The organism is Paenibacillus sinensis, from assembly GCF_019904155.1.
Classification (GTDB): Bacteria; Bacillota; Bacilli; order Paenibacillales; family Paenibacillaceae; genus Paenibacillus_AQ; species Paenibacillus_AQ sinensis.
Genome location: NZ_JAHCMB010000052.1, coordinates 1 through 25,090, shown reverse-complemented (window position 1 = coordinate 25,090; position 25,090 = coordinate 1). Strand labels below are relative to the sequence as shown.

Genomic DNA, 25,090 nt, shown 5'->3' with positions numbered 1-25,090 from the left:
TGAAACCATCTTAAGTAGGTCTTCTAAACCTTGATCCTTAGTCTTTGACTCTTTCAGGAATTTTAACTTAAGAATCAGTTCTTTCATGTTTTCTCTAGAGTCGTTGTACAAGAAAGTGTAAGCTCTGATGAGTTTTGTAGATTCTTCTTCATGAATTAAATACTGGGTATGTAATATTCTTTCAAGTGGATCTTCTAGCTGTTTCTTTATTTTAATGAATTTGTTCCTTTCAAAACCAATAATCATAAAAGTCAGTACGAAAGATAACAAGATAAAAATTTCAAGCAATCTCATACTATCTCCTCCTTAATTCTTTTATCGGTATAATTTTCAAGATATTTACTTTTGGGGGTGGTGACATGTAACATGGCCAGAGAACGCAGTCCCGAGCGGGACAAAGCAAAGCAGATGTGGATAGAGAGCGGTGGGACGATGAAGCTGAAAGACATCGCCACCGCTCTTTCTCTGCCCAGCAACAAGGTGCGCAAGTGGAAGGCGTTGGACAAATGGGATGCCACATTGAAAGGGAGCGCTCCATCTGGGGAGAAAGGGAGCGCTCCACATCGCGGCGCTCCCAAAGGGAACAGGAACGCTGCCGGCAACCGGGGCGGCGCTCCGCCGGGGAATCAGAATGCCAAGGGTAACCGGGGGGGACCCGGTGGGCCGCCTGGGAACAAGAAGGCGGTCACCACTGGAGAGCACGAAACCATCTGGTTTGATACCCTGACCGACAAGGAGCAGGAGTTGCTGGATCAGATCGATATGGACCCAGTTGTCCAGGCCGAAGAATCCATTGCACTTCTGACCATCCGAGAGCGGCGCATAATGCTCCGGATCAAGGCACTGATGGATGGGCTCAGTGAGAAGGAGCGGAGCGAACTCCACGAATTGAAAACGAGCAAGGACGTTGCGGAAATCCATAACGAAGCAACCGGTCAGACCCGCAAGGTTCCGGTGGCGCGCGAAGAGCTGGTCCTGTCGAAGGTTACGGAAAAGAGCTACCGGAAGATCGATGACATCTTGAGACTCGAAGAAGCCCTTACCCGAGTCCAGGCGCAGAAGTTACGCGCCATCGAGACCCTAAACCGCATCATTGACGAAGAAAAGGAAGTGCGGACAGCCATCCTGCAGATCGAGCTCAACAAATTACAGGGCGCCGAGGGAGCGACGGCAAGTTGGACAGATGCAATCCATGCGATTGCGGAACGGCGTAAGGCAATACAGCAGCAGGTGAACGAAGATGAGCAGTAAGCCATACAATGCCGCTGCTGATCTAGTCGCGCTGCTGGACATGTATTGGGACGACCCCGCTGCCTTCGGCGAAGACATGCTCGGTTTCGATCCGGATGATTGGCAGCGGGCGGCTATGAAGGACATTGCCTTCCATCCACGGGTTACCATCCGATCGGGGCAGGGGGTTGGCAAGACGGCGTTCGAAGCCGTCATTGTTATCTGGTTCCTCTGTACTCGCCCGTATCCAAAGGTCATCTGCACGGCGCCGACCAAGCAGCAACTGCACGACGTGCTTTGGGCGGAAGTGGCGAAATGGCTGGAACGTTCGATGGTGAAGAATCTGCTGAAATGGACGAAGACCAAGGTGTACATGATCGGCCACGAACAGCGCTGGTTTGCGACGGCTCGCACGGCGACCAAGCCGGAGAACATGGCTGGCTTCCACGAGGAGCACATGCTATTTATCGTGGACGAAGCTTCCGGCGTCAAGGACAAAATCATGGAAGCCATTTTAGGTACGCTCTCTGGTGACGAGAACAAACTGGTGATGTGCGGAAACCCGACGCGGACGCATGGCTCTTTTTACGATTCCCACCACAAGGATCGGGGTGATTATCGGGCGCATAAGGTTACGTCCCGGCAGACCCGCCGTACCAATAAGAAGAACATCGAAATGCTGGAGCGGAAATACGGAAAGGATAGCGATGTCGTCCGCGTTCGGGTGGACGGGGAGTTTCCCCGGACAGAGCCGGACACCTTTATCCCACTGGAATTGGCAGAGGCGGCGGCCATGCGCTCCGTATATCAAGTGGTGGACGATAATGCCGCCGCCGATGATCTCCCGCCGGCCTGGCGTACGGTCATCCCTGATGCAGCTGACTTAGAAATCGGCGTTGACGTTGCGCGCTTTGGTGATGATGAAACCGTAATAATCCCTCGAATTGGCATGCTGGTTCCTTTTATTCGTCCGTATAACAAGAACGACACTATGGTGACTGCCGGATGGGCGCTGATCGCTGCGAAAGAATGCATGCAGAAATATGCCCGGCCGCATTGCACCATAAAAATTGACGATGACGGTGTCGGTGGTGGAGTAACGGACCGGTTGCGGGAAGTGGTCCGAGAAGAGGGGTTGAATATCACCGTTGTTGATTGCCACAACGGCGGGAAGGCGTTGGACCCTGAGCATTACGATAACTGGGGGACTGAAGCGTGGTCGACTGTTCGAGACCTTCTGCAAGCAGGCGAGATTGAGTTTCCCGACGACGAGGATTTAATCGCGCAGTTGTCATCCCGCAAATACAAAGTCACCAGCAAAGGCCGTATCATTATTGAATCAAAAAAAGAAATGAAGAAGCGCGGCATCCGGTCCCCTGACCGGGCGGATGCGCTTGTTTTGGCGTTTGCGAAAACAGGAAACGTAATTGACCCGGCCGCCGCTTCGCTGCTGGGAGGAGGGAGAATCTATGGCTAAATGGTTGGATAAGGCGGTCGGGGAAATATCCAAGCTACGCCAGGGAATCGCCGGGTTGTTTGGAACGATCACGGGCGTTTTGGGAGGAACCTATCACCTGGATTCCTCAAGGGTTGACTACCAAAAAGCACGCGAACTCTATGACAATACCCTTGATTCCTACAAGCTCGGAGCTGGTTTCGCGAAGAAGGTTGTCAATGCGACGGTCGGCTTCATCGGGCTACCGGAATTCAAATCGGAAGACGAGGATGCAGCTACTCTTTTGAATGATTTTCTCAAGGCAAACGAGTCCAAGGCGCAGCAGACTCATCTTAACGCGATCAAGGAAGGGGATTGTTACGTGTGGCTGACCCGGGAGAAGAATGACTCGCCTTTATATAAAGACGAAGAGACCCGGATCATGTACAACATAATCCCGCCCGAACAGGTTAAGCGAGAGGAACGCGACCCACTGACCGGAGAGATCAATCGGTATGTACTGGAGTCGGACCATACTTGGTACGATGATTCCGGCGCCGAGCGGAAATGTAAGATCAAGCAGCTGCTGACGGCGGAAGAACGAACTATCCAAGTGGAAGGCGACCGTCCACCCGGACTTGAAGACGAAACTATTCCTAATAAGTGGGGATTCATTCCGATAGTCCACTTTCGGAATGATGTTGACGAGACTGCGCAGTATGGCAAATCCGAGCTTGAGTCCATTGAGCCATTTCTCAAGGTTTATCATGACTTGATGTTGGCTTCTATTCAAGGCTCAAAGATGCATAGTACGCCCAGGCTGAAGATTACGGTTAAGGATGTGGGTGCTTTTCTCCGGAACAATTTTGCCGTTTCGGATACTGCCGACTTCCAACGAAAGGGAGGCCGTATTGATCTCCACGGGAAAGAGATACTGATCTTCCAGGATGGCGAAGATGCGGAGTTCATCGAAGCGAAATCAGCGACTGGAGACAACACGGCTCTATTGGAGTTCGTGTTCTACTGTATCGTGTCAGCATCGGAAACTCCGGAGTTTATCTTTGGCGTCCACACGCCGTCCAGCTTGTCATCAGTGCAGGAACAGATGCCGATCTTCATCCAGAAGGTTGAGCGGAAGCGGAAGGGTTTCTCGGATTCGTGGACACTGCTGGCCCGTATGGTTTTAGCCATGACAGCGGGGGCAGAGAATAAATCCTTCAGTACCTTTGAGACCAAGCTGGTTTGGGAGACAGTTGATCAGCGGGATAGCAAAGATGTAGCTGAAGAGCTGAAGCTCACGGTTGAAGCTCTGGACAAAGCACTCTCCGCTCAGCTCATCAGTCATGAGGCAGCGGTGCAATACCTGAAGTACTGGGTTGATACGATGCATGACTATGAGACAAAAGGCGGCATTGAAGGCGAGAAGGAACGGATAATCAACTGGAACATTCTCAGGGAACGACTTGAGGGTGGAGATTTGCAGCAGGAGGCGAGCTAAAACATGGCTGACCAAGCGGAGAAGGACACAAGCGAGCTACTTAAAGAGATTCTGCGCGTAGCCGGGCCGTACGCTACCTTTGCTTTGTCAGCGCGCCGGAAATATGCTGCGCTGCGTACCCAACAGGAGCGGGAAGTCCGCAGCATTTTTCGGCGGCTTGGGGATGAGACAGCCAAGGAGATTCGCTCCATGTACCGCCGGGGATATGGCAGTTCGATGGGCGAACGCTACCTGGAGCATCTTGGTCCGCTCATACGAGGGAAAGATGTCTCCGGCCAGCTTCAGAAGTCCCTGCGCGGCTCCATAGAGAAGGCGGTCGATGCCGGGACCAGTTATGCGTTTGACATTACTCGGATGCAGATGGGACGAACTCGTATCTCCGTGGAGCCACTTGAGCGTATGGTCTTCCGGACAAACAAGCAAGCTGTCGATGCCATGTGGGCACGATCAGAACATGGTTTGATGCTCTCCGACCGGATTTGGGATAAGGGAGTCAAATCCCGAAACGCCATCACGGAGATCATTCAAAATGCTGTTGCCACCGGAGAGGACCCGGTCCATACGGCGCGCGCGCTGGAACGTTATGTGCGCGCCGGCAAGAAGACCGTTGCGTCTGATTATCCGGAAATGATGAACCGGCTCGGCAATCGTATCCCTGGCGATATCTCTTATGAGGCGCTTCGCCTGGCACGAACGGAGACGGCTGCCGCCTACGGGGAAGGGACGATTCTGGCCGCCCGGGCTACTCCGTCCTATACCGGGATGAAATGGGTTCTTTCCTCGGCGCATCCGAAGCCGGATCGATGCGACGATCTCGCCGCAGCTGATTATGGGATGGGCCGGGGCGTCTATCCGCCCGGCCAGGAACCGCATATGCCGGCTCATCCAAACTGTCATTGCATCCTGATCTCCGTTCATGAGGATCTGGATATCTTCATGAACCGGCTCAATCAATGGACGAAGCAACCTGAGTCCCAGCCCGATCTTGAAGAATGGTATCACTACGTTTATTTGAAAGTGGGATAGAAGTTGTGAACAGTCGCCAATCCGGCGGCTTTTTATGTTGTAAAAAGGGGGATTGACCTTGGAGTCCGTGATTTATTCTGAAGAGCAGCTCCGCGAGAAGTGCGCGGAATGGCAGAAGATACTTCGACTGCAGGATTGGGTTGTTGTCACAGGCATTACCCGTGAACGGGATATGAATTTGAAGAACTGCAACGCGAACATAAGCATTAACCTGGATCACAGGTCTGCTAATATACAGCTCATTGATCCTGTAGATTACGACCCGGATGAGTTGTTCCCACAGGATATGGAAAAGCACCTGGTGCACGAGCTACTTCATATTCATCTGTTCCCGATGACCAAAAGTTATGAGGGAATAATGGCTATGTTCGAAGAGCAAGCGATCAATATGATCGCTGACAGCATAATCACACTTTACCGGAGAGGAGGTGAAACGAAGGATGAAAAAAATTCTGATTTGCGGTGAAATGGCAGCTGAAGCAGCGACCATCTTCCAACTGTTTGCGGGAATATCAGGAGAGATGCAGGTCAATGATGTACCCCTTTCTCCGGGTGTTAACCTGGACGAGCTTAAGAAGGGGGATGACGACCCGATGGAGGTTGTCGTCGAAATCCCAGCCTCTCGCTCAAAGCGTGGCTGGAACTATACTGGTGAGTCACTTCGGAACATCGTAGACGCAGTTATGGGACGGACTTTGAACGGATTCCTTGGCCATCAGAAAGCGGAGAACGTCAGCAATGAGTTCCTGTCACCTGTAACCCATTGGGTCGGGGCAAAGATGGTCGGCGAGACCGCCTATTTCCGTGGTGTGATCGATTCGGCGGCCAAGGACCTGAAGCGCTGGATCCGGAGCAAACGGATAACTCAGGTATCCATTTACGGAATGCCGAAGTTGCAGAAGGTGAACGGCGAGACAAATGTCGTCGGTTATGACCCACTGTCGATCGATTGGACACCGCTGGACCGGGCGGGCATGAATACCCGGATTGTTGCGACGTCAGGGGAAATGTGGGATTTGGAAGGCCAAGGACCAACCGGTGAGATGAATGTAGCGGCGCCGCTGTTTGCCAAGGGAGATCGCATTGAGGTCTCCGGCACTCCGCATGGAGAAGGCCAGAAAACAGGGACCATCATGCATGCTGTTCCCACGGTTGCTTATATCATCAAGTTCGACGGTATGGACATGCCCCACCGCTGGTACACGCAAGGCGGAACCTGTATTGACGGTATGACCATCGATAATGAGCTTAAAAAGTCGGATACCAAGGAGCCGGCTGCTGGTGGAGGCGGAAGCAGCAAAATGAAGATGAAAGGGGAACAAACCGTGCTGAAATTGCAAGAAGTGATTGATTTGCTCAAAGAAAAAGGAATCGAAGTTAACGGTGAAATGATGGTTGGCCTGCAGCGGGCCGCTGATATTTCTAATCAAGCGGAATCGGTACTTGGGGTAACGGGAGAGATGGATATCGCTGCGCTTTTCAAATCGTTAAAGGAAGCTTCGGAAAAAGTGGCTGGCGCCGGCCGGGACCAATTGATCGGCGAGATGTTGGACACGAAGGTGCAATCCGAAGCGGTCCGCAAGGAGATCAAGGACCCCGCAACCACTCTGGGCAAACTCTGGAGTTACCACGCCCGCGGAATCGCAGATAACGCGACAAAGGACCAGATTGGCGGCGAAATGGATGCTTTCCTGGCTGATCCGGCCGTCAAGGGTCTGGTTGATTTGATTCACACTGATAACCCTGCCGGAACACGGTCGAGCAGCAGCCAGCAGCAACAACCTGGCAGCTTTGTTCGTACGCGTTCGGCCAGCATTTAACTAAAGGAGGAATCTGAACATGACTTTTAGAGGTCAACCCGTCCCTACGACATACACCCCTGTCGGCCGGGCGAAAGTATCTGACGGCAAGAGCGTTAATGTTACAGTCCCTGCCAGCACTGCGGTAGTCGCCGAAACTTTTGTGCTGTTGGATGGATTCTTCGGAGTTGCCAAACAGTCGGTAACTACCGGAGTGGGGGAAACGGCAAGTGTCATTCTTGACATTGAGCAAGCCGAGTTTGAGACCGATCAGATCAGCACTTCTCAGGTTTTCGCAGTTGGAACTGCTGTCTATTGGAATGCCACCACTTCAAAGTTCACGGAGACCGCAACGGACAACCGCCTTGTTGGACGAGTGACTGTTGCTAAAGACGCCAACAACGTTATCTGGTTCCTGTTGGGGCCACAACTCTAAGGAGGTAATCACACACATGGTAAAGGTCATCAGCATTGACAGCTTGCTTGAAGAGCGCCGCAAGGGAACGTTCCAACAGGACGTTCCCTTTGTCGTAAATGGGGAGCAACTGATTGTCGTCAAAAAGATTGTAAACGGGGAAATGGAGACACTTGAATTCGTGAAGCCGTTCGGCGAAATGCTCACGAGCGGCAGCCTGCAGCAGTTCAAGGACCTGATGAAGAAGACGGTACTGGATGTAGAGATCGGCCGAGAAGCGGTACCGCTGCTTTACAAGCCTATTTATGAGACCATCACAGACCCTTCGTTTCCGCAGGTCATCGATGCGAAGTGGGCGCTTTATGGCACGGTCGTGTTTACCGACCATATGGAAGGCGAAGAAATCAAGTTTGGCGCCTTGAATGTGGAACATGGTCCGGTTGCGCGCATCCTGACCCAAGCGGCCGCATTCGAGATTACCAAAGAGGTTAAGGAATTCAACTCCTATTACATCGTGGAAATCTACAACAAATCTATGGGCGAGGCTCATAATGCCAAACTCAACGACATGCATCTTGGCCCCTTTGTCAATTTCGGGTATCCGAAAGCAGCAAACAAGACGGCGTATCAGGGTGAAGCATCCGATGCGTTATGGGTTCGGATTTATAAAACTCTGAACCAGGCAGTTGCTGATGCCCAGGCTGCGAAGCGCCCCGCTTCCATTCTGCTGGCCTCGTCGCTGGATAAGGCCAATATCGAAATGGCACTGAAGGGTGGATATACGATCAACGGCACGACGTACCCGGCTGTTGACGGAATCACAACCGTGATTTACTACGATGGCTGGACGACAACAGTAGGAAAGAAAACGTACACCTATACTGGTGTGGCCCAGGGTGATGCATATCTGATCCGCCCTCGCCGCGGATTTAAAGAATTGATTAAGAAGGACCTGACCATCGAATCGGCAACTGCTGATCTTTCCCGGCTGATCGAGGCTCAAATTGTCGGCTACTCCTTCCGTGGCGTCTATGCTGCGGTCGAAGAGAATGTTCAGAAAATCGCTCTGAAGTAGGAGGTGGTCTAGGTGGAAGCATCCTCTGAACTCCGTGTGCGGCTCCGGAAGATGTTGAACGAACGCATCCCCGCGGGCGGGACGGAGGCCGAAACCAACTTCCTGGACGCTGAGCTCAATCAGATTTTAGCGGAGTCCATCACCATTAATGCAGCTGCTGCATCGGGTTGGCGTGAGAAGGCCGGCTTGCTGCAGGGCGACATTGAGAGCTACAGCATCGGGAATGAGAAGTATGATCTTACGTCCCTAAAGGATCGTTTGAATCATGCTCTTGCTATGGCCAAACAGTACGAGGATGCGGCGGCAGCAGATAAGGAGTTGGCGTCGCCCGGGAGCCTGATCCTGGGTGTTTGCCCGCCACCTGTAATATGATGAACTTCCTTGATCTGCGGCGCCGTCACATCGCGTGGAATATCAGTCAGAACCCTTCAACCATCACGATTCACCGTGTGGAAAAAAGGCGGAAAGGTGGGGGGTATGAGCAGGTTGAGAACGACTTAACCCCCATCACAGTTCGCCTATATTTGGGGGCACATCGTGACAAACAAGTTGATTCAGGGACTGTTGGTACCGTCTATAACGATACGGTCTATAGCTTGTTGGCGGATGAATTTGCTGATATTCGCGCTGGAACGGATGTGACCGACTCATTTAACTGGCACGAAGAAAAGTATATTATCGGACAAATCGTTCCAAATCTCGTCATGGGTGTTACGGTTGGTTATCAAGCCATCCTGGAAAGGGTGATGTAAGATGGCCTTCGGTACAAATGCAAGGGAACATATGCGCCGGAAGCAAGCCGGTTCGTTTGCAATCATCCAGACGCTGGCCCGCCAGGCCGAAGGTGAGATGAAGAGCAAAGCCTTCTGGCGAGATCGGACAACAACCGCTCGCCGGGCGCTTCATGCCGGCGCTGAGCCAATGGGGGGCGGGAAGATCCGGATGTACTTCGCACACGGGGTCAAATACGGCATCTATCTGGAAGAGGGGACGCGCCCGCACACCATCCTGCCCAAAAATAAAAAGGCACTCTACTGGCGCGGGGCGTCCAGTCCAGTGAGACGAGTCAAGCATCCCGGTACAAAACCATACCCGATTGTTAGCCCAACGGCAAAAAGGTATAAGCAGAAGGCAAAGCAAGCTCTAGTGAAATGGTGGTCAATGCGATGAGAGACGCTGTACGTAATCGAATACTTGAGGTTGTCCCGGCGTTGACTGATGTTTATGAGCCGCATGCGGCCGACAAGGACAGTGTCAAGCCATACGCTGTTGTTCTTCAAGGAGACGACTCAGATGAGTCCGATTGGGCGGGATATCGCCGGATTTTGGAGGTATGGCCATATGTATCTCGGACCACCTTCGCGGATCTGGATGAGATTGAGAAGGAGATTGCCGCAGCCCTTACGAGTCAGCCACTTGTAACGGCAGCCGGCGAAGTCTTCACCTGCTCTTTCCTCGGCTCCAGTCAGGACACGGTAGACGAAGAGTGGGACGCCATTACCCGGGGCATGCAGTTTGCGGTGCTGGCACTTCAACCTATCAATTCAACGGTTCCGATCACGTCCGATCCGTGGCTAACCGCTCTGACTGCATGGACCGATTCACAGCTGGATCAGGAATGGGCGGTATACAGCGGTGTTTGGCCATTGGGGTACTCCAAGCCGTCCGTGATGTGGCGGGTGAAAGAAATCAGTACTCGACTGTTGTCGCTAGGTGCTTATCAGGTCACCAAACAGTTTACCGGACATGTGCTTGGCGTTGACGGGAACGACCAGCATGCTGGGGTCCTTGCGTTGATGACAGCGATTGGAGCCATTCCGAAAATCCCACTCGATCCAGCCGATCACCGCTATATGACGGTGCAGGAAACACAGGCGAACGTAGAGGCTGATGCACTCACCGCGGGACAAATCTCTCTTACACTGACTCGGCGCACTAACCGACCTTTGGCTGAAGGTCCGCTCATGATGGAAGTCGGCTACAGGCGAATATCAAAGTGAGGTGAAGATGATGGCTAAGGCAGAAGACAAAGCGGGGTCCGCTCAAGAATTGGAATCGACCCCTGATCTGAATGCTGGAAATACGAAGGAAGCCGAAACGGCTACCAAATACCCGGTTCAAGAGCTGCTGGATCATTCGGTGGCTCTTTTTTTGTACGGGCCGGAAGTGCTCTCTGGCGCGCTCTATGATCGTGAGATCAAAGAACTCACCGTGGATGAAGCTAGAACGCTCATTTCGAAATTTTTGAATAAGAGGGTGAACTAAGATGGCAGGAGGAAACTGGAGTACGACTGATATGCCGTCGCTCCCCGGATTTTACATGAACTTCGTAGCTGCTGCGCTCTCAGCGATCGAGCCGGGAGCCCGGGGCACAGTTATATTGCCGGTCAAAGCACATTGGGGGCCGGACAAGGAGTTCGTCGAGGTGGGAAGTGAATCTGCGCTGCTCGATCTCTACACAGCCGACGAGACGGCAAATGCGACAGCATACACAACCATCCGCCTTGCTCTGCTTGCACAGCCGAAAAGAGTCCTGGCTTATCGGATGGTTGACTCGGCAGCTGCTGTAGCAAGCAAGACGCTACAGGATACGGCCAGCACTCCGGCAAACGTGCTGCAGATCGATGCCACGTATAAGGGCGCCCGTGGCAATGCGTTTAATCTAAGCATTGCAGCAAACCTTCTTGATGCAAGCAAGAAGGATATTAAGCTCTATGAAGGGTCGACCCTGCTGCGGACTTTTACGTTTGCAAGCGGAACGGTCGCGGCTGCGGTTGATGCCATCAACTCGGATGCGGGGAATGTTTGGATCACGGCCACAAAGCTGGCCGACGGGAATGGGACTCTGGCGAATGTGACGAACAGCGCACTGGCCGGCGGGAATTCCGGCATCTCAGGTTTAGCGAATACGGACTATATCGCGGCACTGAGTGCGTTTGAGACGCAGGATTTCCATGTGCTGGCCTTGGACGGCGTAACGGATGCCGCGTTGAGGACGAGTGTTATTTCTTGGATCAAACGAGTCCGGAGCGAAGGGAAGGGCGTTATGGCTGCGCTGGGCGGCTCTTCAGCGGAAGACACCGGGGCTACCGCAGTAAGCACGGCGCTTGCTCGAAGTGCCAGTATCGATTTCGAGGGAATAATCAATGTCGGTGTCGGCGGCGTATTGGATGGGGTGTCGTACAACTCCGCTCAAATTTCTGCTTGGGTTGCTGGACTGGTAGCCGGTTCGGCCCTTAACGGATCGACGACTTATGCGGCTTCTCCATTTGAAGATGTCACCCGACGCTGGACAAGGTCGGAGCAGGAAGCAGCGGTAAAGGGCGGGGTATTCCTTTTGATCCATGACGGCCGAAAGGTGAAGGTTCTGCGGGGAATCAATAGCTTGATCACGCTCCGTGAAGGTCAGAACAGGGGTTGGAAGAAGATCCGGAAGATTCGGGTCTTGGACCAGATCAATGCGGACCTGCAGCAGACTGCCGAGGATAATTACATCGGCAAAGTTAACAACACCGAGGAAGGGCGGTTAGCCCTGATTGGCGCCGGGAAAGAGTACCTCCGATCTCTGGCCACGGAAGGCGTAATCGAAGCAACCGGCTTCGATGTAACGCTTGACCCGAGGTATTACGGCAGCGCGCCGGCTTTGACTCCGGATGACGACCAAGTCTTCTTGACATGGACTGCCGACGACACCGATGTCATGGAACAAATTTTCGGCACATTCACGGTGCAATAAGGAGGGATAAGGTATGTCTTTGGATCCAAGTCGCGTTATACTCGGTACCTTTGGCCAGGTTTTTATCGATGGCAATTGGTTGACCAACATCAACCATCTGGAGGCAAAGGTTGAGATCGACAAGCGGGAACTCAATCTCGTCGGCCATAACTGGGTTCAATTCAAAATCGGAGCCAAGCGCGGTACAGGGACCATGAGCGGTTACAAGGTTACATCCGAGATGCTTCAACGTGATTTCGGTAAGTTTGACATCATCTCAAAATTAGACGATCCGGAAGCGTATGGGCATGAGTCCATCAGGCTGATCCGCTGCATGCCGGACAGCGTGCAGCTCGCAAACTGGACCGCAGGAGAAGAAGTAACGGAGGAAACACCGTTCACCTTCGAAGATTACGAGCTGATTGACCCGATCATCGTTACCTAAGTCACCTAAATTTAAGGAGGAACATCAGAACTATGAGCGATATCAACCAATTGAATGAACAAGAGATTTTGGACGGACTCTTCGAAACGGCCGCTCGGGCTCCGGAAGAGTCCGTATTTATTAAACGCCTTGGCTTGCGGCTGACCCTCACCGGTTTGACTTCGAGCCGGGTAGACACCATTCGCGAACGCTGCACATTGCGCAAGACGGCGAAAGGGATCACAACGGAGAAAGTGGACAATGAGATGTTCAACTCCACCTTGATTCAGGAATCCACCAAGGAACTCCAAGTAATCAGAAATTATGGTGAGGAGACGGAGCAGAAAGTCACCTTGAGCGGTTGGGGTGATCCGCGGATCACGGGACCGCTGAAGCTTTCCGGCGGGGACCAGGCTATCCGTCGGTTGCTGCTTGCCGGTGAACTGGACGCAGTTGGTGATAAGGTGCTGGAGCTGTCCGGCTTTGGAATCGATATCGAAGAAGTAAAAAACTGATCCGCTCCGGGGGGATGACGACTTTGCTTTTCCACTTATGGACAAAGCATCATCTGCTCCCCGGGGCCTTTTGGGCTTTACCGAAGGGTGAACGTATGCTGCTCCGAGCGTTCTCGGAACGCGAGCTTGAGATTCTGTCGAAGCCGATACCTGGCGCTCAAAACCAGCCACGGCGAGGAAGGAGAGTGATCTCGCATGGCGGCTGAACACGAAATGTACCGTTTGGATCTCGTCATTGGTACGAGAGGTGTGGATCTGGTCGAGCGGCAAATGCGAAACATCGATCGGATGATCCAACAAACTCAGCGGCGCGCCTCCGCTTTGAACAGGACTCGAATAAATCCGACAGTCCGCATAACGGATCAGAGTACAAGCTCCACCCGAAGAATCACCTCTTCCCTCAACCGTATCGATCGGACCGTGGCGAGGCCAGAAGTGCGGGTCCGGGACGTGGCAACGGCGAAGCTAAACAAGGTCTCTTCCATGCTCGGGGGTTTGACCGGACGTGCATTTAGCATCACGTTGAGCACAGCATTTACGGGAGCAGCCATGCTCACCGGCGCCGCGGCTTATGCCGGACTTAAGTCAACGGAAAAAGCGATGGCCTTTGAGAATCAAATGAAATCCATACAGGCATTGACTCAGATATCCGACCAGGCTCTAACCAGCATGACAAACTTGGCGCTAAAAGAGGGAGCTCGGACAAAATATAGCGCCCTCGAAGCTGCTCAAGGGATCGAAGAACTGCTCAAGGCTGGGATCAGCCCAGCTAAAGTAGAATCCGGTGCCCTGGCGGCCGCGCTTAACCTGGCGACTGCTGGCGGGATGGGGATGGCGGATGCAGCGGCCCTTATGTCCACGTCACTCAACGCCTACAAGAAAGATGCGTTAACCGCATCCCAAGCCTCCGATATCTTAGCCGGAACAGCCAATGCTTCAGCCGTTGACCTGACTGACCTGAAATTCGCTTTATCCATGGTAGGTGCGGTTGCAGATGGTGTCGGGCAGACATTCAGCGATACCAATGCTGCTCTCGGTGTTCTCGGGAACAATGGCTTAAAAGGCTCCGATGCAGGGACGTCGCTAAAGACGTTTCTGCTGAACACAGTCCCGCAGACCGAGAAGGCTTACAATCTATTCGAACAGTTTGGATTTATGACTGTGAATACAACCAAGGCGATGAGTGCCCTCAGCAAAGCAGGGATTAAGCCGGTGAGTGATTCGGTTACTGATGTTTCGAAGGCTTTTGAAATACTGGTCGCCAAACAGACCGGCTTCAAGAAGGGCACGACCAAACTAACCAAGGCAACGCATGATTACCTGACGGCAAATGGCCTTGTTCATTCAGCCTTTTACACCAATGAGGGTGACTTTAAGGATATCGCTTCAGTTGCTGATCTGCTGCGAAATAATCTCAAAAAGCTCAACGGTGAGCAGCGGCAATATTATCTGAAGCAAATGTTCGGGACCGATGCGATCCGGGCGGCAAACATCCTATATAAAGAGGGAGCAGCTGGACTAAAAGACTTTACGAAGGAAATGACCAACGTCACGGCTTTGAAAGTCGCCAAGGATAAAATGAATTCGGCATCCGGTGCTGTCGAGCAGTTCAGGGGTGCGCTTGAAACCTTGCAGATATCAGCACTCATCCCGACCATGCCGATTATTCAAAAGGTGGTAAACGCCTTTGCGGAAGGGATGGCGGCACTCTCTCCACAACTTAACGAAGCAATGAGCCGCTTCTCGAAGAAGGCAGAGAATTACATTGATACGCATTTCCTGAATAACCCGGAATTTAAGAATCTGGACCTGGAGGGCAAAGTCCACTTCATCATTGATGACTTCAAAGGACAGCTTGAGAATTGGTGGAACACGACAGGGCAGCAAGCTGTGGTTAATATCGCTGAAAAGATAGGTAGTGGTCTCGGAAGTTCAGCAAAGGGAGTGATCATGGGAGCGCTCGGAATTCTGGATGATGGTGACGATTCTATCTATGTATCGGCAGGAGAGTCAGCGGGTTCGGCGTTTTTCCAAGCGTTTTTAGATGCATTTGATGCGGGAGCAATCGCAAAAAAGGCGGCAGAAGCTCTTAGTAGCAGCAATATAAATGCTATTCAAAACCCAACAGCTGGAAATATCACCTCAGCTGTCACTAGCGATTTGTTAACTTTAGCAGCAGGAGGATGGATTTTGGGAAAAGCAAAATCCGTTTTAAAATCCGTACCAGGCGTTAAAAAAGGAGCTGGGAAGCTGAAACGGATTTTTGGTAAAGGGACTTCTGCAGCCGGTGGGACTGAAGGGACCATCATTGCAGGAGAATCTGCCGCCCGGGGCGCTGCAACGGGAGCGGGCTCTGTTGCAGAAGGCGCTGCTTCCGCTGCGAACAAAACTGTTAGAAATCCAACCGGGTCGCCTGTAAACCGTCCGGTAATTGACAGATTTGATCCGCGATATCGTCCAGGCAACAAAGTTACGGTTAAAGCAATCGAAATGCCCGGGGTGAAAATCGCTGCAAAAGCTGCTGTGCCGTTAATGGTCGCAGCTGACGCATACTCAATAGCGAATGCGGAACCTGGTAGAGACAGAGCTGAGAAGATAGGTTCTTCTGCCGGGGGCTGGGCCGGTGCTTGGGCGGGAGCGACGGCTGGTGGAGCAATTGGTTCTGTGATCCCCGGCCCCGGAACTGTAATCGGCGGTATAATCGGTGGTATTGGCGGCGGATTCGGTGGGAGCTGGGTTGGTAAAGGGAGCGCAGGAAAGTTCATGGATGCAGTGTACGGCAAAAAGGTTCAAGCGCCAGAAGTTGATTCGGTTCTTGGTGGGAGTTCCGGTGTCGATGCCGTTCTCGGCCAGAAACCGGCCGCAACCAGAGTCGTCAATAATAGCTCAACTACCTCCATTGCAGCGCCAGCGGTAAAAGACATCGTGAGTCAGACATTAGCGGCAATAGCTGCAAAGGGGAATGGTTCGAAGTCGAATGAGACCAGTACCGTTAGAATTTCTCCTGAACAGGTAAACGGGATGGAAAATGGCATTCGTAACATCAAGGCAGATACGACAAATCAATTCAATATCACCTTACCGCCGGGCACCGTCCAGGTTGTCGTACAAGGAACTGAAATAGGCGACGATGTGATTGAATCGGTATCGAATCAAGTTGGAAGCAAACTTGCTGCGGAAATGCGCGCGAAAACGCAAAACCTTAAATAAACCGGGGTGATCTGATGGAATTACACCTTATTGATGGGGCCGGAAAAAGTTTCGTGTTTCCGGTCAACCCGGAAGAAATCACAATCAACCGTGGAAAAGGCTTTGAAACGGTCAATATACTGCGATTCGGGGATTTTGATTACCCGAGCGGGGAGAAGGTGAAGGAAATCGCCTTCTCTTCTTTTTTTCCGAAGAACTATGATTCATATTGCGTTACCAAAAAACTGATGCATCCACAAAACGCAGTCAATGTACTGACAAAAATGATGGTGAGCAAGCAGCCGGTTCGATTTATCGTTACAGGGACTTATATAAACGTCCTGGTCATCGTGTCTGTTCATAATTCCACCTATCGTGGTGGGGAACCGGAGGATGTTTATTTCGACATTACTCTCCGGACGTGGCGGGAGCCGCGGGTTCATACAAAGCTGGGCTCATCCAAGTCGGCAAATACGACAACGAACAAGGCGGCAACAAGCCGGCCAGACACGAAGAAAACGGCCAAGACTTACACCGTGAAGATTGGAGATTCCCTTTCGAAGATTGCGAAGCTTGAGCTGGGGAATAGTTCAAAATGGCAAGCAATCTATAACCTCAACAAAAAAGTGATTGGACCTGATCCGAATAAGATTTACCCCGGACAGAAGCTGGTGATGCCGACATGAGCTACGAGATCGTGTATAAGGACAAGTACTATTTACGGGAGTTGATCGAGAGCATCTCCCTTAAAGATAGCCTGGATCAAATATCGTATCAGGCCAACATAAGGCTGGCTGTTCCGGCATCCATGCCCGCGATCGGCCCCGGCGAAACCATTCGGATCAGCGGGGTTCCTTTTCAGGACTCAACATGGCATCCGTTGCTAGAGCCCGGGGTTGTCTGGGAAACGAGCAGTTCACGCAGCAGCCGAAAGACGCTGGATGTTACGGTTTATGACCGGACTATCTACCTCGCCAAATCAGAGGACGAATACCTGCTTCCCGCTGGCCAGACGGCCAGCCAGCGCTTGCGTAAGTATTCGGCTGACTGGGGAATAAAATTATCCTCAGTCCCGGACACTGGAACCAAGCTGAAGAAGGCCGTATACCGGTCGCAGACGATCTACAAAATGATCTCATCTGACCTGCAGGAGACGGTAAAGGCCGGTGGGAGCATGTATATCCCGAGGATGACAACGGCCGGACTCGAGCTCTTCAAGATCGGAAGTAATAAAACGGTTTGGGTGCTGGAGGCTACTGAGCAGGTTAGCCGAAACCGAACGCTTGAAGGAGCTGTGACGAAGGTGAAGGTGTTAGGCACCCAAGATCGCGCATCCACAAAGCGGACAAAGAAATCCGGAAGCAATGAAGAAGCTCCAACTCCAGTATTAGCGATTGTCACGGGCGAGACAAGCAAATATGGAACCCTTCAAAAAATGGTGCAGGATGAGGATGTAAAGACAGCAGCTGCTGCGAAAAAGCTCGGTAACGACTGGTTGACTGGAATTCAGGAATCTTACTCGTATTCCGGAATCGATATCAACACTCTTCGCGCGGGGGATGCGGTTATCATTGATGGTACAGAGCTGATCGTTACTTCGATCACCCATGACCTTGGCGATCCCGGGCATATGCAACTAGATGCCGCGCCGGCGGATTACGTCAAAAGGAGGTATTTCTTGAACTATGGCTAATGGGTATGATGAGTTGCATTCGGCGCTTCACGAAGCGGTAGGGAAGCGGATAGGCAGCTCTTTGTCCAGCTCTCCTGCTGAGCTTGGCACAATAACGGAAACCGGTCTTAAGCTGGACAGTTTCAAGCATGAGATTCAGGATTACCTCTTGCCGGGCTGGACCGTCAAGCTGGAGCTGCCGGCATTTACCCTGCAGGGCTCTCTGAACATGCCAGGTGGGGGCGGGTCGGCATCCTTCTCCATTCAGCCGACAGAGATTGAGGATGTTGTCATCGATCTCCCATCCGGATTGCAACCGGGTGACCGGGTGCTCGTCCTTCCGGTTAATGGTGGCAATGATTTTGTGGTGATGTGCAGGGTGGTGGATAGCAGTGAGTAGCCTCTTTCCGGAAGAAGCATCTTGGGATGACTCCGATTCTGCCGAATCAAGCAATTCCGAGGTGACATTTGGCCGAAGTTGGCGGTTTGATTATGCAGCCGGAGATTTCATCATGACTCCAACTCGAAAAGTGGCCGCCGCCGATGAAAAGACCGCTTGGGTGGAATGGTGCAAGAAGGCGCTACTCACTCCGCGGTACCGGTATGTTGTATATTCCCGGACTCATGGACAGGATTTTGAGGACCTGATCGGGCAGGGATACAGCAGGGCTGTACAGGAAAGCGAAATCCAACGGATCGTAACCGAAACGTTGACAGTTGACCCGCGCACGGAGAGCGTCAGTAATTTCTCATTCAGCTGGACTGATGATATTTGTTCATTCACTTGCGATATCACGAATGTCCGTGAAGAAACGGAAACCATAGAAGGGAGCACGGGGGCCTGATGTCTGATTATCCTCTTTATCTGCAAGAACAAACTGAAGATGCCATAATGCAGCGCATGCTCAACCGGGTGCCCGAGGACATTGATAAGTCCGAGGGCTCTTTTATTTGGGATACACAGGCACCAGTAGCCTTTGCTTTGTCGGAGTCAGCGATATGGGCTCAAGAGATCCTTCGTCGCGGCTTTGCAAGCACGGCTGCAAGCGCGGATTCGAGTTATCGATCGCCAGAACTCACAGCCAGGGCGGCAGAACATGGAGTCACTCGCCGTGCCGCAGTACCGGCAATGGGACAAGTCACTTTCACTGGAGCCCCCGCGAAAACTATACCAGTTGGAACGCTGGTCGCTACACCTGCTGATGAAGTCTCGGGGGAGGCTAGCATCGAATATGGGACCTCTGCTTCCGTGACGATAGGGGCTGATGGGAAAACAACGGCTTCGATCCAGGCGGTTGTGGCGGGGACGAGCGGGAATGTTCCGGCTGGAGTAATTGAAATCATTGCGACACCGATCTCTGGAGTAACGGCGGTCACGAATTTGATAGCCATCACTGGCGGGGCTGATGAGGAGTCGGATGTATCTTTGCTCGAACGCTACTATCTGCGTGTGAGAAACCCAGGGACGAGCGGGAATAAAGCTCATTATTTGTCTTGGGCGACCGAAATCGCTGGAGTTGGTGGAGTTCAAGTTACCCCACTTTGGCAAGGGCCTGGCACGGTTGGGATTTATCTGTTGGACACGGATAAACGAGCTGCAAATAGCAGCATCGTATCTGCTGTGCAAGAGTATATCGATCCTACACAGGATGGCCAGGGGGAAGGTACTGCCCCGGCCGGTCCGATCGTCACCGTGATGCCCGCTGAAGAAGTACCGATTAACATTTCGGCTCAGCTCACACTCGCGGCCGGCGCTACCTTGTCTGAGGTTAAAGCCCAAATTGAGAAAGGGGTAACGGCCTATCTCAAAACGCTTGCGTTTACAGACACCCTTATCCGTTATACCCGGATTGCTGCTGTTATGTTGGATATCCCTGAAATCATCGACTATTCGGATTTAACTGTGAATGGTCAATCGGGGACTAACATCGAAGTCGGTACCGGAGAAGTTGCTGTCTTAGGGACGGTGGTTGTTTCATGAGCGATTTTGCCATAACGAGTCCGGCAGGGCAGAAGATGTTTGTGAACCTGCCTGCGTACTACGAAAAGTCACGGGTTATGAAAGCAAACCTTGATGCTTCAGGTGTCGAGATGGACCAGTTTACGAAAGCACTAAACGAAGTCTTGGATCAGTTTTTCGTAAACTCCGCAACATGGTCATTGGATATTTGGGAGCAGGAACTTGACCTTACGACTGACCATTCTAAACCGATAGATCAGAGGCGTTCGGTTGTGCAATCGAAACTCCGTGGATCCGGCAAGTTCTCCGGACAATTGGTTAAAAACGTCGCTTCGGCTTATGCCGGTGGGACGGTTGATGTCTTCTTCGATCCCCCGGCATATAACTTTACGGTCAAATTTATCGATACCTTGGGTATTCCGCCTAACTTGGATGATCTGAAAGCGGCGATCGAAGAGATTAAGCCGGCACACATGGCAGTTGAATACAAATACCGTTATTTACTGGTGCGAGAGGTCAATGTCATGAAGATCAACAACCTGCAGGCTACTAAGATGTCTAATTTCGCTCCATTCCTGGAGCAGTTGTAAGGAGGGATTATCTTGGCTGAGAATACGCCAAATCTGAATTTATACAAGAAGAATCCGGCGACGGATGGCGATGACACCTTTAACATCGAGACCGTGCTGAACGAGAACTGGGACAGAGTAGATGAGCATGCAGGAGATAACGTCAGGCACGTTACAGCCGCCGAGCGAACAGACTGGAACGCCAAGGAGACAACAGCCGGTGCACAGGCAAAGGCTGATGCAGCCCAAAGTGCCGCGATTTCCGCCGCTGCTGCAGATGCGACAACAAAGGCCGCTGCCGTCGCTGACGCTTCAATCCCACTAACCCAAAAAGGTGCAGCCTCCGGCGTAGCGACACTGGATGCAACCATTAAGATTCCGGCTGGACAACTCCCGGTCAGCGCCGTACAGGCGACCACGGCAGACGTAACCTACTACGTCCGGACGGATGGCAACGACAACAACAACGGGCTTACCAACACGGCGGCGGGAGCATTCAAGACGATCGCAAAGGCACTCAGCATGATTCCGCCAGTAATCAATCACACCACCGTCGTCAATGTAGCAGCAGGCACATACGCCGAGGATGTTGAAATTAAAGGATTTTCGGGCAGTGGAGTGCTACAAGTTAATCCGGGTGTTGTTACGGTTTCTAATACCTACAATGTTAGCTCAGTAACGGTATCTAACTGCCTAATACCTGTTGGTGTCAACGGACTCAATGCGACAACGGTCACAGCAAGAGCGTTTACTGCGCTTAGCGCGTTAGATGCTGAGTTTAAATATTGCTCGACTACGTTGGGCATGGTTAACCAACACGGTTTTTATGCAAATAGTGCAAAAATGTACTTATATCACTGCACAGCAACCAATAAATACGCGGGTATATCTGCGGGGCAAAACTCCGAAGTATTTGTTTGGGATTGCTCCGGGACGGGAAATGCCATTGCTCTTTACGCAGGAGAGGGAGGCCGAATATCAACAACGGGCACAGTCCCGGCTGGAACGACAGCATCCGCAACGGGTAATGGCGGTTCAATCGATACCAATGGCGTCATCAATTCATGGGGAGATAATACAGCGGCACAGCGTAGCCATATTTCATCTAGAATGTCAGCAGATCAAGCTATAACCGCTAGTTCATTTACCAAAGTGGCTTTTGATTCACCTGCTGTAGATCACTTGAGCGAATACTCATGGAATAATCGGAGATTTACAGCAAGGAAGAGTGGCATTTACTTGGTGGGGGCAGCTGTACAGAGTACAGGTTCTACGCCTGCTGGGGCAGTCCTGGTAATGTCGGTATACAAAAACGGTGGCAGATATAGGGACATGGGGACGTACGTTAAAAGCGGAGCGATTGGGGAAATTCTCACGCAGGGTGCGGTTTCATTGGAACTAGCGGCAGGGGACTACATTGAGATTTGGGTTTATACCAACGTTTCGGGGATGGTACTGTACGGAAACGTTGATGGTGTATTAAATCATTTCACTGTTACGCAAATAGCATAGAGGAGGCAAGAGATGAATATAGCACTCGCAATCTTGCACCTATACCCGGAAGCGGAGCCGCTCCGGGATTTTGTCGTGCAGGTCGAAGGCCCCGCGCCCGTCCTCCGCGAAGGCGCAGAAGAAAAAGGCCGTGTCCGCTACGAAATCAAGCCTCCTGAAGAGGGAGAGGAACCGGTCGAAGGCGTACATTACCGATTCGGCATCGACTATAACCGGCTTGTCGAAGGCGAAGATTACGACCTGGTAGACAAGGGGCCGTATATCGCCGTCTGGAACCTGGAGGTTCCGCAGCCAACCGAGGCCGAACTACAAGTGGCATGGGATGAGCTTCAGGCGCTGCCGACACCGGAGGTGCCGGAGACAGCCGAGGAAAAGCTGGCCCGGCTGGAACAGGAGAATACACTTCTCAAGGCCCAAAACGCCGCGCTCTCCGATCGAGCCGACTTTATTGAGGACGTGATCGCTGAAATGGCGATGCAGGTCTATCAATGATAAGCCGTTTTCTTTGGTGGATCATGTCGAAGCTGGAAGGGGGTGATGGCATGATGGCGATGTTCTTCGCACAACGCGTTATCTTGGGTAAAACCAAGTACACCGAAGTTCCTGCAACTCTGCAGCAACCGGTTAAGGAACTGCTGGAAGAAAGCGGCCTGGGATACCTGGCTGAAACAGCACAAGCATAAGCGCCCATTGAGGCGTTTTTATTTTGCCCTCGGGAACCCCGGGGGCTTCTTTTTAGAAAAGACGGAAGGGAGCGGGGGGATGGACAGCAATGACGTATCGAATCTGGAAAAACTGCTGCCGCTGGCTGACAAATACGGCCTGGCCTACATTGTCGCGCTGATCCTGTTAATCATCGTGATCGCGTTGGTTCGGTCTATCGCCAAGGGCAACTTGGTTCCACGCGAGTTATTGGATCGCGCGGAGGAAGACCGGGACCGCTTGCAGGCCATTTTGGACAAGGAACGGGCTGACTTCATGGCCCCGACACTGGAAGTCCTGCAGCGACTTAAAATCGACCACAACGCGGCCAGTGGCGGAAATGACGAGGATAGGGGAGGATAACGTGCTTATGCGTATTTTAAGATGGTTATCGCCCCGGCGCCTAAGAGACAAAGAGAAGGAGCTGGTGCAGGCATCCGGACGGGTGACGGTGACAATCGCTCGATACAAATACACATCCAAAGAGATTCAGGAAGAGATCAAGCGGAATCGCTTTGCTCCTTTTCTGATTTATGATCGGGGTGAACAACATGGGGGGCAGTGATATTGTGCTGTTAATCGCATATTCCGTTTCGCTGGTATGTGCAGTGCTGTTGATGGCCGCGCTTTTTTTGTACTTCAGGGAGCGGTACCGGGCTCGGGTGGTCAGCATTTTTATGATGGCGGTGTTTTTCTTCCTGGGGGCGTACACGGTCAAAATGGCTGTCGCCTTCTGGATTCGATTCAGTGATGTGACCGCCGGTGACGCCGTGTTCGCTGCCCTGAAATCGCAGGCATGGGCCATTGCCCAGACCGGTACGACTATCGGTCTCGTCATCTTGACTGTACTGATGTATACCAAGCGGCAGGACTTGTTTATGGTGTTGCCCGAGATCAAAGACAAGGAGGAGGAAGAAGATTGAAGCAGCAAGGCCATTTTCTACTGATGGACAAGTCGGAATTCCGGTCGTGGTTGGCCGCGCAAACCATTACCCGGATTATCGCCAGGCTTCAGGTTCACCATACCGCGTCACCGAATTACACGACGCGCAGAATCGTGAATGGCGTGGCCCAGCAGGATCACTTCGAAGCGCTGGAAGGCATGAGGAATTACCACCTCAACACGAATGGGTGGAAGGCGACCGGCCAGAACATTACGACGTTTGAGGACGGCAAAATCGCTATTTCGTTGGACCGTGACCTTAACACCATCCCGGCCGGAATTTCCGGCGCGAACACTGGAGCGCTTTGTATTGAGAACCTGGGCAACTTTGACAAGGGTGGAGACACCATGACAGAATCCCAGCGTGAGACTATTGTCCACCTGTACGCCTGCTTGTGCGATAAGCTGGGGATTACGCCTGGATCTTCCACGCTGGTGTATCACGCTTGGTACACAGCAACGGGAGCTTGGCTGGGCGATTACGAGGCTGGCAAGTCCAGCAAGACATGCCCGGGAACGGCCTTCTGGGGCGATGGTAACACGAAGTCGGCAGCGCTGAAGGGTTTCATCCCTGCGGTGGCTGCTGAGTTGAATAAATTAAATTCCGGGGAGGAAGAAGCAATGATGGCTGAAGAGAAGAAGGAATTCGAGGAACTGAAGGCGGCCATTAAAGATCGGGATGACCGGATCGTAGCTTTGGAGGCTCGTCTGAACATCGACGGCAAGCAAACCTATGCCAGCGGCTACGAGCAGGCGGTTAAGGCAGCAAAGGCAGCTGGTGCGATCAAGACAAGCGCCGACAAGTCCAAGCTGGAACTGAACATGATTCAGATGCTTTACAATATGGGTCTGTTCGATAAGGAGGCGAAATAATCAATGGATGCCGTGTACCAGAATATCGTCGATAACCTGATGTCTTACGTTGTGACAGCTGTTGCGTTGGTCGTGATCGCATTTGTTTTGCGATACTGGCGCGCTTTCGGGGCGTGGCTTCAGGCGCGAAAGGCGGCGGCTGAGGCCGATGAGAAGAACAAGCTGCAGGCACTGCTGTGGGCCAAAGCTGTTGAGGCTTACGCATACGCTGAAACGGCGTTTGTGGAGCTGGACGGAGCTGACAAACTCAATGAAGCGTTGCATTACGTATCTAGTAAACTGGCACAGCTCGGGATTTCCTATTCGACTGAGGAGATGAGGGCTGCAATCGAGAAGGCTTGGTTGGAGTACGAAGTGGCTGGAAAGAAATATAAATAGTTGTTACATCACTCGTTATATCTTAGTATCAGCAAACAAAAAAATGCATGTCAAGAATAATCCTCACGTATTCTAGAACTAATAACGATAAAAAAAGAGGGAGAAATGTAGAAATATGGAATAATTAATCGATTTGATTCACTAATATTACACAAGCTAT

32 protein-coding genes are annotated in these 25,090 nt (G+C 52.0%); 31 read left to right on the top strand and 1 reads right to left on the bottom strand.

Annotated elements, in window-relative coordinates:
* Positions 1–294: hypothetical protein (locus KIH86_RS07680; RefSeq protein ID WP_223110363.1), on the bottom strand; the 294-nt coding region annotated here is incomplete at its 3' end.
* Positions 295–354: 60 nt separating this feature from the next.
* Here KIH86_RS07680 and terS point away from each other — a divergent pair.
* The 31 genes from terS to KIH86_RS07525 all read left to right on the top strand — a co-directional run bounded on the left by terS (position 355) and on the right by KIH86_RS07525 (position 24,930).
* Positions 355–1,251 carry a phage terminase small subunit gene (gene terS, locus KIH86_RS07675; RefSeq protein ID WP_235775309.1) on the top strand — a complete coding sequence of 299 codons (897 nt, stop codon included), beginning with the start codon at positions 355–357 and terminating at the stop codon, positions 1,249–1,251.
* Positions 1,241–2,707, top strand: coding sequence for a DEAD/DEAH box helicase family protein (locus tag KIH86_RS07670; protein ID WP_223085742.1), 1,467 nt, complete (start codon positions 1,241–1,243; stop codon positions 2,705–2,707). The genes terS and KIH86_RS07670 overlap by 11 nt, the downstream gene beginning before the upstream one ends.
* On the top strand, positions 2,700–4,163 hold the full coding sequence (locus KIH86_RS07665) for a phage portal protein (protein WP_223085741.1): 1,464 nt from the start codon (positions 2,700–2,702) through the stop codon (positions 4,161–4,163). Before KIH86_RS07670 ends, KIH86_RS07665 begins: the two co-directional genes overlap by 8 nt.
* Before the next feature lie 3 nt (positions 4,164–4,166).
* Positions 4,167–5,189 (top strand): retron-type reverse transcriptase, encoded by a 1,023-nt coding sequence (locus tag KIH86_RS07660; RefSeq protein WP_223085740.1) that lies wholly within the window; start codon positions 4,167–4,169, stop codon positions 5,187–5,189.
* Between the two features lie 58 nt (positions 5,190–5,247).
* Entirely contained in the window at positions 5,248–5,655 is a 408-nt protein-coding gene (locus KIH86_RS07655) for a hypothetical protein (protein ID WP_223085739.1), read from the top strand.
* A complete protein-coding gene (locus KIH86_RS29470) occupies positions 5,630–7,009 on the top strand; it encodes a hypothetical protein (RefSeq protein ID WP_235775308.1) in 1,380 nt (459 codons plus the stop codon). The genes KIH86_RS07655 and KIH86_RS29470 overlap by 26 nt, the downstream gene beginning before the upstream one ends.
* Positions 7,010–7,028: 19 nt before the next feature.
* On the top strand, positions 7,029–7,424 hold the full coding sequence (locus KIH86_RS07645) for a DUF2190 family protein (RefSeq protein WP_223085738.1): 396 nt from the start codon (positions 7,029–7,031) through the stop codon (positions 7,422–7,424).
* Between the two features lie 16 nt (positions 7,425–7,440).
* Positions 7,441–8,478 carry a hypothetical protein gene (locus tag KIH86_RS07640; protein WP_223085737.1) on the top strand — a complete coding sequence of 346 codons (1,038 nt, stop codon included), beginning with the start codon at positions 7,441–7,443 and terminating at the stop codon, positions 8,476–8,478.
* 12 nt (positions 8,479–8,490) lie between these two features.
* On the top strand, positions 8,491–8,850 hold the full coding sequence (locus tag KIH86_RS07635; RefSeq protein WP_223085736.1) for a hypothetical protein: 360 nt from the start codon (positions 8,491–8,493) through the stop codon (positions 8,848–8,850).
* Positions 8,850–9,230: a hypothetical protein gene (locus KIH86_RS07630; RefSeq protein ID WP_223086079.1), complete on the top strand. Its 381-nt coding sequence runs from the start codon at positions 8,850–8,852 to the stop codon at positions 9,228–9,230. The genes KIH86_RS07635 and KIH86_RS07630 overlap by 1 nt, the downstream gene beginning before the upstream one ends.
* A 1-nt stretch (position 9,231) precedes the next feature.
* Complete coding sequence (locus KIH86_RS07625) at positions 9,232–9,648, top strand: hypothetical protein (protein ID WP_223085735.1); 417 nt, start codon at positions 9,232–9,234, stop codon at positions 9,646–9,648.
* Positions 9,645–10,478, top strand: a complete 834-nt coding sequence (locus tag KIH86_RS07620) for a hypothetical protein (RefSeq protein WP_223085734.1) — start codon at positions 9,645–9,647, stop codon at positions 10,476–10,478. Before KIH86_RS07625 ends, KIH86_RS07620 begins: the two co-directional genes overlap by 4 nt.
* Positions 10,479–10,488: 10 nt before the next feature.
* Entirely contained in the window at positions 10,489–10,743 is a 255-nt protein-coding gene (locus KIH86_RS07615; RefSeq protein ID WP_223085733.1) for a hypothetical protein, read from the top strand.
* Position 10,744: 1 nt separating this feature from the next.
* On the top strand, positions 10,745–12,214 hold the full coding sequence (locus KIH86_RS07610; RefSeq protein WP_223085732.1) for a phage tail sheath subtilisin-like domain-containing protein: 1,470 nt from the start codon (positions 10,745–10,747) through the stop codon (positions 12,212–12,214).
* Positions 12,215–12,227: 13 nt separating this feature from the next.
* The gene (locus KIH86_RS07605; RefSeq protein ID WP_223085731.1) at positions 12,228–12,638 is read left to right on the top strand and encodes a phage tail tube protein; all 411 of its coding nucleotides are present in this window, start codon (positions 12,228–12,230) and stop codon (positions 12,636–12,638) included.
* Positions 12,639–12,670: 32 nt separating this feature from the next.
* Positions 12,671–13,132, top strand: coding sequence for a phage tail assembly chaperone (locus tag KIH86_RS07600; protein ID WP_223085730.1), 462 nt, complete (start codon positions 12,671–12,673; stop codon positions 13,130–13,132).
* Between the two features lie 195 nt (positions 13,133–13,327).
* Complete coding sequence (locus KIH86_RS07595; protein ID WP_223085729.1) at positions 13,328–16,342, top strand: phage tail tape measure protein; 3,015 nt, start codon at positions 13,328–13,330, stop codon at positions 16,340–16,342.
* A gap of 14 nt (positions 16,343–16,356) precedes the next feature.
* A complete protein-coding gene (locus KIH86_RS07590) occupies positions 16,357–17,007 on the top strand; it encodes a LysM peptidoglycan-binding domain-containing protein (protein ID WP_223085728.1) in 651 nt (216 codons plus the stop codon).
* Complete coding sequence (locus KIH86_RS07585; RefSeq protein WP_223085727.1) at positions 17,004–18,014, top strand: XkdQ/YqbQ family protein; 1,011 nt, start codon at positions 17,004–17,006, stop codon at positions 18,012–18,014. Before KIH86_RS07590 ends, KIH86_RS07585 begins: the two co-directional genes overlap by 4 nt.
* Positions 18,007–18,393 (top strand): DUF2577 family protein, encoded by a 387-nt coding sequence (locus KIH86_RS07580; RefSeq protein WP_223085726.1) that lies wholly within the window; start codon positions 18,007–18,009, stop codon positions 18,391–18,393. The genes KIH86_RS07585 and KIH86_RS07580 overlap by 8 nt, the downstream gene beginning before the upstream one ends.
* Positions 18,386–18,838 carry a DUF2634 domain-containing protein gene (locus KIH86_RS07575; protein ID WP_223085725.1) on the top strand — a complete coding sequence of 151 codons (453 nt, stop codon included), beginning with the start codon at positions 18,386–18,388 and terminating at the stop codon, positions 18,836–18,838. The genes KIH86_RS07580 and KIH86_RS07575 overlap by 8 nt, the downstream gene beginning before the upstream one ends.
* Positions 18,838–19,974, top strand: coding sequence for a baseplate J/gp47 family protein (locus KIH86_RS07570; RefSeq protein ID WP_223085724.1), 1,137 nt, complete (start codon positions 18,838–18,840; stop codon positions 19,972–19,974). Before KIH86_RS07575 ends, KIH86_RS07570 begins: the two co-directional genes overlap by 1 nt.
* Complete coding sequence (locus tag KIH86_RS07565) at positions 19,971–20,543, top strand: YmfQ family protein (RefSeq protein ID WP_223085723.1); 573 nt, start codon at positions 19,971–19,973, stop codon at positions 20,541–20,543. Before KIH86_RS07570 ends, KIH86_RS07565 begins: the two co-directional genes overlap by 4 nt.
* Before the next feature lie 12 nt (positions 20,544–20,555).
* Positions 20,556–22,034 (top strand): hypothetical protein, encoded by a 1,479-nt coding sequence (locus KIH86_RS07560; protein ID WP_223086101.1) that lies wholly within the window; start codon positions 20,556–20,558, stop codon positions 22,032–22,034.
* 12 nt (positions 22,035–22,046) lie between these two features.
* Positions 22,047–22,526, top strand: a complete 480-nt coding sequence (locus KIH86_RS07555; RefSeq protein WP_223085722.1) for an XkdW family protein — start codon at positions 22,047–22,049, stop codon at positions 22,524–22,526.
* A 23-nt stretch (positions 22,527–22,549) separates the two neighbouring features.
* On the top strand, positions 22,550–22,717 hold the full coding sequence (locus KIH86_RS07550; protein ID WP_223110362.1) for a hypothetical protein: 168 nt from the start codon (positions 22,550–22,552) through the stop codon (positions 22,715–22,717).
* 79 nt (positions 22,718–22,796) lie between these two features.
* Positions 22,797–23,099: a hypothetical protein gene (locus KIH86_RS07545; protein ID WP_223085720.1), complete on the top strand. Its 303-nt coding sequence runs from the start codon at positions 22,797–22,799 to the stop codon at positions 23,097–23,099.
* 7 nt (positions 23,100–23,106) lie between these two features.
* Positions 23,107–23,301, top strand: a complete 195-nt coding sequence (locus KIH86_RS07540; protein ID WP_223085719.1) for a hypothetical protein — start codon at positions 23,107–23,109, stop codon at positions 23,299–23,301.
* Positions 23,302–23,305: 4 nt separating this feature from the next.
* Positions 23,306–23,659 carry a hypothetical protein gene (locus KIH86_RS07535; protein WP_223085718.1) on the top strand — a complete coding sequence of 118 codons (354 nt, stop codon included), beginning with the start codon at positions 23,306–23,308 and terminating at the stop codon, positions 23,657–23,659.
* On the top strand, positions 23,656–24,552 hold the full coding sequence (locus KIH86_RS07530) for a peptidoglycan recognition protein family protein (RefSeq protein ID WP_223085717.1): 897 nt from the start codon (positions 23,656–23,658) through the stop codon (positions 24,550–24,552). The genes KIH86_RS07535 and KIH86_RS07530 overlap by 4 nt, the downstream gene beginning before the upstream one ends.
* Before the next feature lie 3 nt (positions 24,553–24,555).
* Positions 24,556–24,930: a phage holin gene (locus KIH86_RS07525; RefSeq protein ID WP_223085716.1), complete on the top strand. Its 375-nt coding sequence runs from the start codon at positions 24,556–24,558 to the stop codon at positions 24,928–24,930.
* Positions 24,931–25,090 lie beyond the last annotated feature (160 nt).